Annotated in this window: 11 protein-coding genes; 4 read left to right on the top strand and 7 right to left on the bottom strand. The window is 74.8% G+C overall.

What is annotated here, in order from left to right; all coding sequences use genetic code 11:
* Positions 1 to 8 precede the first annotated feature (8 nt).
* Positions 9 to 794, bottom strand: coding sequence for an alpha/beta fold hydrolase (locus ACRAKH_RS22640; RefSeq protein WP_380725605.1), 786 nt, complete (start codon positions 792 to 794; stop codon positions 9 to 11).
* Between the two features lie 95 nt (positions 795 to 889).
* Between ACRAKH_RS22640 and ACRAKH_RS22635 the strand changes: the two genes are divergently transcribed.
* Positions 890 to 2,284, top strand: coding sequence for an aminotransferase-like domain-containing protein (locus ACRAKH_RS22635; RefSeq protein ID WP_447009254.1), 1,395 nt, complete (start codon positions 890 to 892; stop codon positions 2,282 to 2,284).
* A gap of 42 nt (positions 2,285 to 2,326) precedes the next feature.
* Entirely contained in the window at positions 2,327 to 2,974 is a 648-nt protein-coding gene (locus tag ACRAKH_RS22630; RefSeq protein ID WP_380725607.1) for a dienelactone hydrolase family protein, read from the top strand.
* 62 nt (positions 2,975 to 3,036) lie between these two features.
* Here ACRAKH_RS22630 and ACRAKH_RS22625 read toward each other — a convergent pair whose 3' ends face one another.
* Positions 3,037 to 4,638, bottom strand: a complete 1,602-nt coding sequence (locus ACRAKH_RS22625) for a glycoside hydrolase family 64 protein (RefSeq protein ID WP_380725609.1) — start codon at positions 4,636 to 4,638, stop codon at positions 3,037 to 3,039.
* Between the two features lie 213 nt (positions 4,639 to 4,851).
* On the opposite strand from ACRAKH_RS22625, the gene ACRAKH_RS22620 reads away from it, so the two are divergent.
* On the top strand, positions 4,852 to 6,057 hold the full coding sequence (locus ACRAKH_RS22620) for a cysteine desulfurase-like protein (protein ID WP_380725611.1): 1,206 nt from the start codon (positions 4,852 to 4,854) through the stop codon (positions 6,055 to 6,057).
* Here ACRAKH_RS22620 and ACRAKH_RS22615 read toward each other — a convergent pair whose 3' ends face one another.
* The gene (locus tag ACRAKH_RS22615; protein WP_447009253.1) at positions 6,058 to 9,600 is read right to left on the bottom strand and encodes a DEAD/DEAH box helicase; all 3,543 of its coding nucleotides are present in this window, start codon (positions 9,598 to 9,600) and stop codon (positions 6,058 to 6,060) included. It lies immediately after the preceding gene.
* A gap of 54 nt (positions 9,601 to 9,654) precedes the next feature.
* Positions 9,655 to 10,815 carry an alkaline phosphatase family protein gene (locus ACRAKH_RS22610; RefSeq protein ID WP_447009252.1) on the bottom strand — a complete coding sequence of 387 codons (1,161 nt, stop codon included), beginning with the start codon at positions 10,813 to 10,815 and terminating at the stop codon, positions 9,655 to 9,657.
* Between the two features lie 205 nt (positions 10,816 to 11,020).
* Between ACRAKH_RS22610 and ACRAKH_RS22605 the strand changes: the two genes are divergently transcribed.
* Positions 11,021 to 12,526 (top strand): extracellular solute-binding protein, encoded by a 1,506-nt coding sequence (locus ACRAKH_RS22605; protein ID WP_380729634.1) that lies wholly within the window; start codon positions 11,021 to 11,023, stop codon positions 12,524 to 12,526.
* Positions 12,527 to 12,532: 6 nt separating this feature from the next.
* Here ACRAKH_RS22605 and ACRAKH_RS22600 read toward each other — a convergent pair whose 3' ends face one another.
* From ACRAKH_RS22600 to ACRAKH_RS22590, 3 genes are read right to left on the bottom strand one after another with little or no spacing between them, the layout of a single operon-like run.
* The gene (locus tag ACRAKH_RS22600; RefSeq protein WP_380729636.1) at positions 12,533 to 13,192 is read right to left on the bottom strand and encodes a hypothetical protein; all 660 of its coding nucleotides are present in this window, start codon (positions 13,190 to 13,192) and stop codon (positions 12,533 to 12,535) included.
* A gap of 60 nt (positions 13,193 to 13,252) precedes the next feature.
* Complete coding sequence (locus ACRAKH_RS22595) at positions 13,253 to 13,873, bottom strand: TetR/AcrR family transcriptional regulator (protein ID WP_380729638.1); 621 nt, start codon at positions 13,871 to 13,873, stop codon at positions 13,253 to 13,255.
* Positions 13,842 to 14,792 (bottom strand): saccharopine dehydrogenase NADP-binding domain-containing protein, encoded by a 951-nt coding sequence (locus ACRAKH_RS22590; protein ID WP_447009251.1) that lies wholly within the window; start codon positions 14,790 to 14,792, stop codon positions 13,842 to 13,844. Before ACRAKH_RS22590 ends, ACRAKH_RS22595 begins: the two co-directional genes overlap by 32 nt.

The following is a 14,792-nucleotide window of genomic DNA, read 5'->3' as shown; positions in this document are numbered from 1 at the left end:
GGTCGGGGTCAGGCCACGGTGGCCAGGAACCGCTCCACCGCGTCGGTGAACTCGGCCGGCCGTTCGAGGTTCGGCAGGTGGGCCGCGCCGGGGATCACGGCGAGCGTCGAACCGGGGATGGTGGCGTGCATCCGCCGGGCCACGTCGACCGGCGTGAACTTGTCCTCCTCGCCGACGACGACCAGCGCGGGCACGGTCGCGCGGGACAGCGAGTCGAGGTAGTCGGGCCGTTCCGCCCGCCCGCGCCAGGCCGCCGCGGCGCCCTCCGGTGACGTGCCGCGCATCATCCGCAGCACGTGGGCCGCCACGTCGGGCAGGGCGCGGACGTTGGTGGGCGAGATCATCTTGTCGAGCACCTCGTCGGCGTACGGGCCCATGCCCTCGCGGAGCACGCGTTCCGCCGCCGCGTGCCGGGCCGCGCGGCCGGCCGGCGTCTCGGCCTCCGGGAACGTGTCGGCGAGGATCAGCCCGCGGACCCGCTCGGGGCGCGCTCGGTGCGCTTCCATGACGATCTGGCCGCCCATCGACAGCCCGCACCACACCGCGCGCTCGACGCCGAGCCGGTCGAGCAGCCCGAACAGGTCGTCCGCGAACACGCCCAGCGGGGTCTTGCCGGGCACCACCGTCGTCTCGCCGAATCCCCGCAGATCAGCGGTGATGACCCGGTGACGTGGGGCGAGGCGGGCGACCTGGGGCGCCCACATCGAGCGGTCGAACGGGTGGCCGTGCACCAGCACGACCGGCAGCCCGTCACCCTGGTCGTCGTACGAGATGTCGATGTCGCCCACGCGCATGAGGCCCCCTCGGTCCGTTGACGTCCGAAGCCTAGGAACGCGACGATGCCCGGTGCAATAAGAACAATGCTCTCGGTGCAATGTGGGGTGGGCTCGTGCGCGACTACCGGGTGATCGCCGACCGGATCGCCGCCGACATCGCGGCGGGTCGGCTCAAGCCGGGCGACCGCCTGCCGCCGCAACGCCGGTTCGCCCGCCGGCACGGCATCGCGGGGTCGACGGCGGCCCGCGTCTACGGCGAGCTGGTCCGGCGTGGTCTGGCGGTCGGCGAGGTGGGCCGGGGGACGTTCGTGCGCGCCGCGCCACCGGCCGAGCCCGCCCTGGGCGAACCGGGGAGCGCGCGGGTGGACCTGGAGCTGAACTTCTGCGTGCTGCCGGACCAGGCGGAGCTGCTGGCGCCGGGGCTGCGCCGGCTCGTCGGCGACGGGCAGAGCGGTGGGCAGGGCGGCGGGTTCGGCAGTGGGCAGGGCAGTGGGCAGGGCGGTGGGTTGGGTGGCGGGTTGGGCGGTGGGCTGGGCGACGCGCTCACCCCGATCGGTGTGCGTGGCACTGCCGAGGCGCGGGCCGGAGCGGCGGCGCTGCTGACGCGGGGCGGGTGGGCGCCGGAGCCCCGTCGCGTGCTGTTCACCGGCAACGGCAGGCAGGCGATCGCGGCCGCGGTGTCGGCGCTGGTGCCCGTCGGCGGGCGGCTCGGCGTGGAGGCCGTCACGTACCCGGCGGTGAAGGCGATCGCGACGCGGCTGGGCGTCACGCTGGTGCCGCTGGCCGTGGACGACGCCGGTGTCGTGCCGGGCGCGATCCGGGCGGCCGGCGTGCGCGCCGTGTACCTCCAGCCGATCCTGCACAACCCGCTCGGCACCACCATGCCGGACCGGCGGCGCGCCGAGCTCGCCGACACCGTGCGGGAGTTGGACGTCCAGGTCGTCGAGGACGCCATCTACGCGTTCCTCGGACCCGACCTGCCGCCGCTCGCGCCCGAGCGCACGACCGTCGTCGACAGCCTGTCCAAGCGCCTCGCGCCGGGGTTGACGCTCGGCTTCGCCGTGCCGCCCGAGCACCTGGTGGAGCGGGTCGCGGCGGCGGCGCGGTCCGGCGGGTGGGCGGCGGGCCACTTCGCGGTCGCCGCGGCCTCGGGCTGGCTCGCCGACGGCACCGTCGAGTCCGTTGTGGACCGGAAGCGGGTGCTCGCGGCGGAGCGGCAGCGGCTCGTGCGGGAGAGGTTGGCGGGCTTCGACCTGCGGGCCGACCCCGGTGCGTACCACTGCTGGTGGCGGCTGCCGGAGCGGTGGCGGGCCGAGGCGTTCGTGGCCGCCGCCGCGCGCCGGGGCATCGCGGTCACGCCGGCCGCCGCGTTCGCCGTCGCTCCGGGGCACGCGCCGAACGCCGTGCGCCTCGCCCTGGCGTCCGCGTCGACACCCGTCCTGACCGCCGCGCTGGACGTGCTCGCCGCCCTCGCCGGCGGCAACCCGGAGGACGAACCGGTGGACTAGGCGGGCCGTTTGGCGTGGCGCGTGCCGGTGAACCCGTGACGCATGACCACGAGCGGCACGACGGCGGTGTCGGTTGACGCGTGGGGCGTGGACCTGGCCGCCGACCTCGGGGTGCCGGACGACCCGGCCGGGGTGGTGGTGTTCGCGCACGGGTCGGGCAGCTCGCGGCACAGCGGGCGCAACCGGGCCGTCGCCGAGTCGCTGCGCCGCGACGGGTACGCCACCCTGTTGCTCGACCTGCTGACCGACCGCGAGGAGCGCGAGGACCGCGTCACGGGCCACCTGCGGTTCGACATCGGGTTGTTGGCCGAGCGGGTGGCCGCGTCGGTCGAGTGGACGTCACGCCACCGGGTGACCAGGGGTCTTCCGGTCGGGCTGTTCGGCGCGAGCACCGGCGCGGCCGCGGCCCTGGTCGCGGCGGCCGGGACGTACCTGGTCAGGGCCGTGGTGTCGCGTGGCGGGCGACCGGACCTCGCCGGTCGGGCGCTGGGCCGCGTGCGCGCGCCGACGTTGCTGGTCGTGGGCAGCCGGGACGAGGAGGTGCTCGACCTGAACCGCGCGGCGGCCGAGCGGCTGACGGCGCCGCACCGGATCGAGGTGGTCCGCGGCGCGACCCACCTGTTCGAGGAACCGGGCGCGCTGGCCGAGGTCGCCCGACTGGCCGGCGGGTGGTTCCGGGAACACCTGTGAGCGGGCCGGACGCGGCGCGGTGGGAGAGACCGCGCCGCGTCCGGGGTCGTACGGCCGGGCGGCTAGCCGCGCCGCCACTTCTGGTTCGCCGTGCCGCCGCACTCCCACATCTGCAGGACCGCGTTGTTGGCCGGGTTCCAGTCCGCGATGTCGACGCACTTGTTCGCCTGCGGGTTCACCAGGTCGCCCGCCGCGGTCAGCACGAACTGCTGCGCCGGGTTGCCGCTGCACGTCGCGATCTGGACGGCCGCGCCGTTCGCGGTCGAGCCCCAGGCGACGTCCATGCACTTGTTGTTCTGCGTGCGCAGCGTGCCGCCGGTCCACTCCCACTTCTGGTTGGTGCCGTCGGTGCAGTCCCACACGATCAGGCGCTGGCCGTCGTTGAAGTTCCAGTTCGGCACGTCGACGCACTTGCCGTGCCACGCGCTGACGATCCGGCTGGTCGTGCTGGGCGGGGGAGTGGTGCCGCCGCCCGTGAACGGGGTCAGGATGATGCCCGCCGCACGCGGGTCGCCGTCGTGCACCAAGGACTCCTGCGCCTGCACGTCGTCGAACGCGAAGCCGTACGCCTTGCCGTCCACCATGTTCTGGTGCACCAGCCGCGAGTAGTTGTTGGTGATCGAACCCTTGTAGAAGTCGGCCGGACCGCCGCCCGGCTGGGTGTCGATGGTGCCGAGCGTGGAGCGGTGCAGCGCCGCGCACAGGGTCCGCGCGATCGGGCCGACGACCTGGTCGTTGGGCGCGTGCAGGGCGCCGTCGCAGCCCCACACGTTGGACGTGGACGGCTTGGCGAACGAGGCCACGTGCTGCCCGGCGGAGTTGGTGAAGTTCATGGTGGTGCCCGACGTGCGGCCGAAGTACCGGATGTCCGGCCGGTCGCCGAACGGCACCACGGTCAGCGTCTTCGTCGTGTACGCGTTCCACGCCTGCGTGATGTACGGGTCGAGGTAGGCGCGGTCGAACAGGCCGACGTCGGCGGCCTTGCCGGGCGCGAGCGCGCGCAGCACCGTGCCGTCGGACCGGGTGCGGACGGTGTTCGCCCAGCCCGGCTGGTTGCGCAGGCCGTTGAACACGTTGTCGCGGCCGTTGGCGACCAGCTCGCCGGTCTTCTTGGTGACGCCGCTCGCGCCCGTCACGGTGACCGCGTGCGGCACCGCGAACATGTCCACCTGGGAGCTGTTCAGCCACAGACCCGCGTCGTTGTAGGTGAACTCGCTCCAGTCGAACAGGATGTTGTGGTTCGGGTCGCCCGACGCCCACGGCGCGGGCTGCACCAGGCCGTCCGGCGTGAGGAAGAACTTGAGCTTCTCGCCGAACGACATGTAGACGCGGCCGGAGATGAACCGCGGCACGCGCAGGGTGACGCTGCCGCCGTTGGCGGGCCCGGCGATCGACACGTCCGGCGCGGGCACGGGCGGGTTCGAGCCGGCCGGCCACGGCGTGAACGTGCCCGCCTGGTTGACGTAGCCGAGCCGGCCGCCGGGCCGGATGTCGGTGCCGAGGACGTACAGGTGGACGGCCTCCGACCGCCCGCTGTTGTTGGTGACGGTGAGGGGCAGCAGGTCGGGGCCGATGGCCGCGGCCGGTGTGCCGGCGGCGGTGACCGCCGTGGCGACAGCGGCCAGCGCGACCAGCGCGCTCGACCACTTCGTTCGGATGCGCATCAGTGCGACTCCTCCGTGCAGGGCAGGTGTCCGACCTCCCGGCCGGTTCAGGGCAGCCGGGGGGCGAGCGCGGCGGACGTGGCGGAAACGACCGCCTCGTCCGTGAGAGCGCTTCCACGAGGGTTGCGCGCGGGTCCGACCGATGTCAATAGGGAACGTGATCCGGGTCACCGAGGTCCGATGTGGACCAGCGCCGGCCGTCACAGTGGTGGCATGACCTACGACGTCGACTCCGTCCGCGCCCGGTTCCCCTCGCTGGCCTCCGGGACGGCCCACTTCGACGGCCCCGGCGGGTCGCAGGTGCCCGCCGCGGTCGCGGACGCCGTGCGCGGCGCGATGACCTCGTCCCTGGCGAACCGGGGCTCGGTCACCGCCGCCGAGCGCACCGCGGACGCGATCGTCCTCGACGCCCGGCGGGCCGTGGCCGACCTGCTCGGCGCGTCGCCGGGAGGTGTCGTGTTCGGGCGCAGCATGACCCAGCTGACCTACGACTTCGCCCGCACGCTGGCCACTACGTGGCGGCCCGGCGACGAGGTTGTGGTGACCAGGTTGGACCACGACGCCAACGTGCGGCCGTGGGTGCAGGCGGCGTCGGCGGTGGGGGCCGTGGTGCGGTGGGTCCGGTTCGACCCCGAGAGCGGCGAGCTGACGCCGGCGGACGTCGCCGCGGCGCTGTCGCCGAGGACCCGGCTGGTGGCCGTGACGGCGGCGTCGAACCTGATCGGCACCTGTCCGGACCTGGCGGAGATCGCGGACCTGGTGCACGCCCGCGGCGCGCTGCTCTACGTCGACGGCGTCCACTACACCGCGCACCAGCCGGTCGACGTCGACGCGATCGGCGCGGACTTCTTCGCCTGCTCGCCGTACAAGTTCTTCGGCCCGCACTGCGGCGTGGTGGCGGGACGGCCGGACGTGCTGTCGGACCTGCGACCGGACAAGCTGCTGCCGTCGTCGGACGCCGTGCCGGAGCGGTTCGAGCTGGGCACGCTGCCGTACGAGCTGCTGGCCGGCTGCACGGCGGCGGTGGACTTCATCGCCGGGCTGGTCCCCTCGGAGGGCGACCGGCGGACCCGGATCGCGGCGTCGCTGGCGGCGGTGGGGGAGCACGAGCACCGGCTGCGGGAGCGGGTCGAGGAAGGGCTGGCCGCGCTGCCGGGCGTGGTCGTGCGGTCGCGGGCGCGGCGACGCACCCCCACCCTCCTGGTGACGTTCGCCGATCGCCCGGCGTCGGACGCGTACCGGTTCCTCGCCGGGCTGGACGTGAACGCGCCCGCCGGGTCGTTCTACGCGATCGAGGCGTCCCGGTGGCTCGGCCTCGGGGACGCCGGCGGGCTGCGGATCGGGCTCGCCGCCTACACGACCGACGCGGAGGTCGACCGGCTGCTCGCCGGCTTGGGCCGGTTCCTGGCGTCGGCGTAGCTAGCGACGGCTGCCGAGGCCGCGACGGGGACGGGACGGGTGCGTCGCCGGGGTGGGGACGTCGGTCGGGCCAGTGGCGGTGGGCGCGGCGATCGCGGTGTAGGCGGCCAGCCAGCCGGTGGCCCGGTAGTCGCCGCGCCGGGTGAACACGGCCACGCCGGTGTCCGCGTCGGGCGGCTCGTCGTCGGGCGCCGGGTACGGGACGGTCGCCGCGGACGTCGTGGGCGCGGTCCACGTCCGGCCGCGCCACGCGACGGCCGTGGCGCCCGTGCCGCCGGTGACGGTCGCCCGGTCGGCGTGCGCGGCCAGGTCGTAGGTCGTGGTGCGCTCGCGCAGCAGCGCCGTGTACCCGGCGTGGTCGAGGACGCAGCCCGCCGGCGACCGTCCCGGCGACCAGTCCGGCGCGCGCACGCCCCGGGCCACCGCCGAACGCCACAGCTCGGGCACGACGTCCTTCAGGTGGGCGCGGGTGGCCATCTCCTCGCACATCCACAGCAACCGGCCCGAGCCGCGGCCGGGCGCGAGGGTCCGCCAGCGGACGCGGTGGTCGAGGTCGGCGGCCACCACGGCGATCCACGGGTGCACGGTGCCCAGCACGCCCTGCGCGGCCAGCCACGCCAGGAACCGCGGCGCCTGCTCGTACACGGGGTGCAGGGTGCTCATCGGGATGCCGCCGGCCACGCGCCGACCGGACCGCCCGGTGCGGGTCGCCTCGAACAGGTGCGGCGAGCGGGCGGCCAGCAGCAGCGCCGCCCACGCCAGGTCGCCGGGCGCGGTGGTCGTCTGCGAGCCCAGGCCCTTGACCGAGGTCGCGTTGGTGATCTGCGACGTCTTGCCGCCCGCCTTGATCACCGTGGCGACGGCGGGCCGCACCGGCTCCGGCACCGGGATGCCCGCCAGGTCGCGCACCGCGACCGACAGCACCAGGCTGAGCGCGTTCTCGGCCTCGTCCGGGTCGTGCGGCACGGGCAGGAGGCCGAGCGTGCGGCGCAACCGGTGCCCGGTGTGGGTCGACACCATCATCCGGGCGGTCAGCCGGCCCAGCTCGGTGATCGCGAACCGGCCGTCCGCCAAGGTCAGGTGGCCCTCGGCGACGAGGAACTCCGCGGCCTCCTGCACCGGCTCCACGTCGTCGTCGCCCTGCGCGTGCGCGAGCGTCTCCACCCACCACGCCTGCGCGTCGTCCACCGTCCCGATCCGGCCCTGGAGGACTTCGGCCAGCACGTGGTCGGGCAGCGAGTCGCGGATGCGCGAGTACACCGAGTAGCCGGCCACCAGCCGCGTCTGCCAGTCGGCGCGCTGCGTCTCGTCCACGACGAGGTACGACCAGCCCTCGGTCTCACCGGCGCCGATGCGCCCCGCCCGGCCGAACATCTGGAGCACGGTGGACGTGTCGACCGGTTCGCCGCCGATCGTCACGTCCCGCACGACCACCGCCCGCGCGGGCAGGTTCACGCCCGCCGCCACGGTGGACGTCGCCACCAGCACGTCCGCCTCACGTGACCGGAACGCCCGTTCGGCGGCGTGCTTGTGCTCGTAGTCCGCGTAGTGCAGCCGCACGCCGACCTCCGCGCACACCCTGGTCAGGCCGTCCACGTCGTCGGCGGCCACGGTGTGCACGGCCGCGCCCCGGTCCGCGGCGATCGCCATCGCGGTGGACCGGACGTTGCGCTTCGAGCCGCAGAACACCAGCACGCTGCCGCCCTCGGCGGTGTGCCGGTGGGTCAGGTCGAGCACCACCTGCTCGCGCAGGCGGTTGTTCGCGGCGAAGCCCGAGGCGGCCGGGATCGTCGGCAGCTGCCACGTGACGCGCGACGGCCGCCACGTCGTGGCCACCAGGTCCGCCTCCAGCCACTCGGCGACCTCGGCGGCGTTCGAGACGGTCGCGGAGAGGCCCACGATCCGGACCGGCGAGTCCGCGCCGCGCACCCGTGCCAGCAGGGCTTCCAGCAGCGCGCCGCGACCGGGGCTGCCGAGGAGGTGGATCTCGTCCACGACCAGGCAGCCGACCTCGCCCAGCGCCGCCTGGAGCGAGCTCGCGCGGCAGATGGCCTCGAACTTCTCCGTGGTGGCGACCCAGAGGTCGGCCGCCTTGACCGCCTCGACGTCCACGGCGTACTCGCCGGACAGCCGTTCCACCCGCAGGCCTTGGGCCCGCCACGTCTCCAGCTCGCGGTCCAGCTCGTCGGTGAGGGACCGCTGGGGGACGAGCCAGGCGGCCTTGCGGCCCTCGTCCAGGATCGCTTTCAGGACGGCGAGCATGCCCATCGCCGTCTTGCCCGCCCCGGTCGGCGCGGTGATCAACAGGTGGGAGTCGCCGTCCACCAGGTGGGGCGCGGCCTGGGCCTGGGCGGGGTTGAGCACGGGGAACGGCAGGAACCGCGCCCAGTCCGCCGGCACCAACCGCTCCAGCGGCACGGGGTCGGGCACGGCGGTCGGGTCGACCGGTTCGTGCAGGTCCCACAGCATCGAGAAGGCGAGCCGGGCGGCCCGCGCGCCGTCGCCGACGACCGCGTCGCAGCGCTCCGGCACCACCCCGCCGACGTCCGACAGCCAGGCCGTGGCCGAGTCGGCGCACACCTCCTCCTGCTCCAGCCAGTGCCGCACGGACCGGAACGGCACGCCGGCGTCACGCAGGCGGGCGCGGAGCGCGTCGAACTCGGGCCGGTCGGGCAGCACCACGCGCGCGTCCACGCCGGGCGGCACGTCCGGCACGGTCAGCTCCGGGTCGACCGCCTTGCACCACCAGACGGGCCGCGACTCCAGCGCGGCGAGCGCGGGCGGCAACGCGGGCACGTCGGCCGACCGGCTCGTCGGGGCGAGCTCGGAGCCGCTGAGGATGGACCGGATGCGTGCCGCCATGGCGACGGTGGACACCCGCCGTCCCACCGCCCGAGGGGCCTCCTCGACCGCTTCGGACGCCGTGCCCGCGCCCTCCCCGGACTGGGCCGGTGCTGTGGCTGCGGCGGGCTCGGGCGCTGTGGCCGCGACGGGCCGGGCCGGTGCGGCGGGCGCGACCGGGGCCGCGGGCGCGGCTGGTGCGGTCGGTTCCGGTTCGGCCGGAGGACTCGGTGCCTTCGATCGCGATCCCGACGCCGGCGGTTCGGCCACCGGGGCTGTCGGCGCGCGCCGGGGACGCACTGCCGGCGTGGTGGACGGGCGGGGTGGGGCGGTGGGCGGTCGGGAGGCGCGGGCCAGGGCTTCGAGCTGCGCGTCCTCCGCCAGGCGGCGGGAGACGGCGTCCGGGCGCAGGTCGCCGAGCACGGACCGCTGCGCGAGCTTCAGCTCCCGCAGCGTGAACGACGCCGGGCACGCGGGGCAGACGACGGCGGCCTGCAACTGCTGCCTGCCGCGATCCGGGTGGGCCCGGTAGAGGCCGTGCAGCTCGCCCTCGCACTTCGGGCAGCGCCGGTCGACCGGCAGGGGCGACAGCTGCCACCCCGGCTCGGCGTACCGGGCGATCGCGGGTTCCGGGCGGACACCCCACCTGGCTTCCACGACCCCGGCGACGGACGTGTCCACCACGGGTGACCCGTGCTCCACTCATCGCCTCCGTCCCGGCCGCGGGCGGTCGACCCCGGCGGCCGACACGTGATGCTATGCCGACCCACCGACGGTCCGCGTGGACGAGGCCCCGGCCACCAGGACGGGGATGTGCTGCTCCTCCTCGGTCAGCGACCCGTGGTGGCCGACGAAGCCCGTCAACCCCGCCTCGACCTCCGACCGCACCAGCGCGAGCGACCCCTTGGCCGCCACCACCAGGTCGCCGATCCGCGGCCGCACGTGGTCGGCCACGGTGGGGCCGAACCAGCCCGCCGCGACCGCCTCCTCGCGCGACGCGATCCACGCCCGGTCGCCGAGTCGCCCGGCCCAGCGCGACCGGACGTCGTCGGGGACGTCGGTGTAGACGTGCCGGACGCGCGCCTCGCCCGCCAGCGCCCGCACGCCGTCCCGCAGCACGGGATCGGTGTCGCAGTCCACCCGGTCGTCGGCCACGACCATGCCGTGGTCGGCCGTCACGACCAGCGCGCCGCCGGGCGGCAGGTCGTCGGCCACGGCCGCCGCCAACCGGTCCACGAACCGCAGCTGCCACCGCCACGGCTCGCTGCCCGGCCCGTACACGTGCCCCAGGCCGTCCAGGTCGGCGTGGTAGGCGTAGCAGAGGACGCGGTCCGCCGAGCGCAACGCCTCGCCGACCCGCGCGACCAGGTCACCGAGCCCGAGCACGCCCTGGAACCGGCCGCCGCGCAGCACGGCCCGCGTCAGCCCGCTGCCCTTGTGGTCCCGCGGCAGCACGAGCCGCACGGCGACGCCCGCGTCGGCCGCCGCCTCGAACGCGGTCCGCCGCGGCTGCACCTCCTCCGGCACCAGCACCGACCGCAGGTCGACGTGCTCCGGCGCCCCGTACCGGTTCCAGCGCAACGCGTTCAGCACCTCGTCGCCGGCCGCGAACGAGTACCCGACCAGCCCGTGCTCCCCGGTCGACGCGCCCGTGCCCAGCGCGGCCACGCTGGACGCCGTGGTCGACGGGAACCCGGCCGTGATCGGCGGCCCGGCCAGCGAGGCGAGGAACGGCGCGTCGGACGCGTGCTCCCGCAGCAGCCGCCACCCGAGCCCGTCCACGAGCAGCACGCACACCCGTGCCGGGCCGGAGATGCCGAGCACGTCGACCATCCCGGGCACGTCGAGCCCGGCGAGCAGCGACGGCACGACGTCGGCGAGCGATCCGGCCCCGTACCGGGGCACCAGCGGGTCCATGCCGCCCGACCCTAGTTGGCGCGCGGCCGGCCGGTCCGCGCGCACGGTCCTCCGTGGGCGGCCGCAGTAGTGCGGGTCTCGGTTTCCCGTGGCCATTGGGCGGATTGACACACCGCGTCGAGCCGGTGTTACTTGGCTCATCGCGTCATGCGAAGGGGTGGGCATGTCTGACCCGGGGGAACGCTGGAGTTTCCGCTTTCGCCTTGTGCTGATCGCGATCATGCTGCTCGTCGGCGTAGCCGTGACCATGGTCTCCACCATCCTGGTCACGGAGGTCGACGAGTCGTGGACGCCCGGTTCGGTCACGCGCGGCGTGCTCAGCGCCGTGCTGGTCGTGTTCTCCGGCGTCTACGTCAACCTCATGCTGGCCGGGATCGTGAAGGTGTGGCGCGACCCGGAGTCGGCGAACCGGTCGTTGGACAAGACGCTCAAGGACGTCCGGGCGTGGCTGGGCGAGACGCCGAAGCGGGTCGGGATCGTGCTGACCGTCGTCGCCATCGTGGCCGCCGGCATCGCGCTGAGGCCGTCACCGCCGCCGCCCACCGGCCTCGAACCGGGCGAACTGGTGATCATGACCGCGTTCGACGAGGGCGCGAGCGACCCGCGGACGATGCTCGTCGAGCTGTGGAACCAGGTCCACCCGGCCAACCCGGTCAAGATCGTGCCGGTGCCCGGCGAACCCGACCAGCAGAACGCGCGGATGGTCAACGACGCCAAGCCGGGCGGCGCCCACGAGGCCGACGTGTACGTGCTCGACCTCGTGTGGCTGGCGCAGTTCGCGGAGGACGGCTACATCCGCGAGCTCGACCGGTCGAGGTTGGCCGGGCTGGACGACTTCGTGCCCAAGGTGTTGGGCACCTGCTCGCACCACGGGAAGTTGTGGTGCCTGCCGTTCAACACCGACTTCGGCCTGCTGTACTACCGCACCGACGTGCCGGCCGCCGTGAAGCCGCCGACGACGTGGGAGCAGTACTTCGGCGGTGAGGCCGGGGCCGCGGCGGCCGCCACGCCCAGTGTCGACGCGGCGAACGCGGCGGCGCTCGCCAACGAGGAGATCCTCACCGTCGTCGCGCTGGAGGCCATGTGGGCCGCGGGCGGCAAGGCGTTCGGAGAGAACGGGGACGTCGCGCAGAACGAGGACAAGACCGCCGTGCAACTCGGGGCGGGCGACGAGATCGGCCTCGAACGACTGGCCGCCGCGGCGCACGACGACGACGTCGTGGTGACCGGGGAGGTGCGGTCGACCACGGACGACGTCGCGGTCCGCACGTTCGCCGACGGGCGCACCCTGTACATGCGCAACTGGCCGGTCGCCCGCGACGGGCTGCCCGACCGGGTCGAGTTCGGCGTCGCCGCGCCGCCGACGCCGAGCGTGCTGGGCGGCCAGAACCTGGCGATCCGGGCGGGGACGGGCAAGCCGCGCGCCGCGCAGGCGTTGGTCGAGTTCCTGACCGGTGCCTCCAGCCAGCTGATCCTCTCCGAGGTGGGCGGCTTCGCGCCGACCAGGCAGTCCGCGTACGACAACGCCAAGCGCCGGGACATGCAGGAGTTGCGCACCGCCCTGAACAACGCGCGCCTGCGCCCGGTCACGCCGCACTACGTCGAGTTCAGCCAGGTGTTCCGCGACGGCGTCGCCGAGGCGATCAACGACCGGAGCGGGCGGCTGAAACCCGAGACGCTCCAACGGTTGTCGGAGATCCTGAACCAGTGACCGCGCTCAGTCGGCGATCGGCTTCCCGTTGCCCAGGAGCGGGTTGCGGCGGAACACGAACCACGCGTACCAGAGCAGCGCGAGGAACACCGCCGCGCCGCCGAACACCAGCACGCGCAGCTCGACCGACGGCGGCGACACCAGGCTCAGCGCCACCGACAGCGCCGTCGTGCCCAGGCCCGTGCCGCACAGCAGACCGGTGGCCAGGTGGTAGGCCGGGCGCGAGTGCAGGTTCCGGCGCCACTTGTTCCGCCCGCGCACCCAGCTCTCCCAGTGCAGCACGTCCGACGCGGGCAGCGCCGACCCGGCCGGCACGTCGTGCGCGGGCTTCAGCAGCGCGTTCACCTTCTGCTCCAGCTCCCACAGGAACCACCGCGCCCGGCCCAGCCGCTGCACCTCGCCGTACCAGACGAACCACACGAACAGCAGCAGGACGGGCGACAGGCTCAGGATGCCGGTGCGCAGGGACGCGTTCGACCACGACGCCAGCAGCCCCGAGTAGATGACCGCGATCGCGGCCAACCCGTACGTCATCACGGTCTGCTGCGTCGACACCGCGGCCACCAGCTCGGCGCGGATGGCGTTGTACTCGCCGAGCAGGAACGCGAGCCGCGCCTGCTGCTCGTCCACGAACGGCGCCGGCCCGCGCGACTTCCGCAACCCCAAGACACCCTCCCCGTCCCTCGGACGCCCAGCGTCCCACAGGACGGGCGACGGGGGGATCGGCTAACGCGGCACGATGCCGTTCAGGACCGTCGCCACCAACGCCTCCACGTGCCCCGGCGGGACCTCCACCGCCGACGCGGGGCTCCGGTACAGCCGGGGGAGCACCAGCTCGTGGCACGCGCCGACGACCAGCGTCGCCACGGCGTCCAGGTCGGCGTCCGCGGCCACCCGGCCCTTCTCCTGCTCGGACCGCAGGTAGTCGGCGAGCGCGACGTGCAGCCCGCGGCCGTCCGCCATCGGGTTGGGCAGCGCGTCGAACCGGGCGAACACGTCCGGTTGGCCCATCAGCCCCGCGAACGCGGGCATGATCGCGACGTGGACGGCCAGGGCGTGCGTGACGAACGCGTGCAGGTTGTCGGCGAGCGTGCCGTCCGCCGCCGGCCGTCCGATCCGCCGCTCCACCGCGCGGACGTGCTCGTGGAGGGCGAGCGCGAGCAGCTCTTCCTTGTCCGCGAAGTGGTTGTACAGCACGCCGACCGCCACGTCCGCCGCGCGGGCGATGTCGCGGACCGTGAGGCCGGCGGTGCCGCGCTCGCCGATGAGGCGCGTGGCCGCGGCGATCAGGTGGTCGCGCAGGCTCACGTCGCCGTCACGCAGCGCTGCTGCTCGTCGCGGTGCCATCGGGACGCATCGTAGGCGGGTGGAAGGCGAAGCCGTGCCCGGCCACCTCGGTGAGGAACGGCGCCGGGTCGACGACCTGGTCCACGTGCCACGCGCCGCGCGGCCGCCCCGGCAGCCGGTCCACCAGCAGCGCCGCGACCACGCCGGTGGCCCGGCTCTGCCGCCGTCCGCTGAACGCGCACGTCACCCCGCCCGCCGTCACGGTGACCGCGAACCCGTCGCTCCCGAGGCGCGCCCTGGCCAGCGGGCCGAGGCGGCGCGCGAACCGGGCGGCGGCCGGGAGCAGCGCGGTGAGCAGCCGGGAGTCCAGGCACAGCCCGGTGCGGACGTGGACGTCGAGGGTGTCGCGCAGGGTGTGCCGGTCGGGGAACGGGAACCCGTGCACGGTCCGCGTGCCGTAGGGCGCGGGGAACGGCATGCGCCACGACGGCCCCAGCGCGGCGAGCCCGTCGAGGGTCCACGCGACCGCCGCCGCGCCGTGCCGTTCGCCCCCGCCCAGCAGCACACCGATCTCGACGTCACGGGCACCGGTCAGCTCGACGCAGTGCCGGGCGAGCAGGTTCGTGACGCCGGGCGCGAGGCCGACGCTGAGCAGCGCGGTCGCGTCGCCCTCCACCGACCGGAGGGCGGCGAGGACCGGCTGCGACGCCGTCACGTCGAGGTAGTGCACGCCGCGGTCCAGGCAGGCGCGGGCGACGCGGACGTTCCCGACCTCGGCGCACATCAGCACGGCGTACGCGCCGTCCAGCGCGTGCTCCACGGCGGCGTCGTCGCGCAGGTCGACGCGGAGCGTCGTGGCGCCGGGGACCGACCTCGGGGGGTTCCGGCCCGCGACCACCACGTCGTGCGACCGGGCCAGGACGGCCACCGCCTCCCGCCCGACCGCGCCGTAACCGCCGAAGACGACGATCCGCGCCAC

Source organism: Saccharothrix hoggarensis (assembly GCF_052936025.1).
This window is presented reverse-complemented; position numbering and strand designations above follow the sequence as displayed.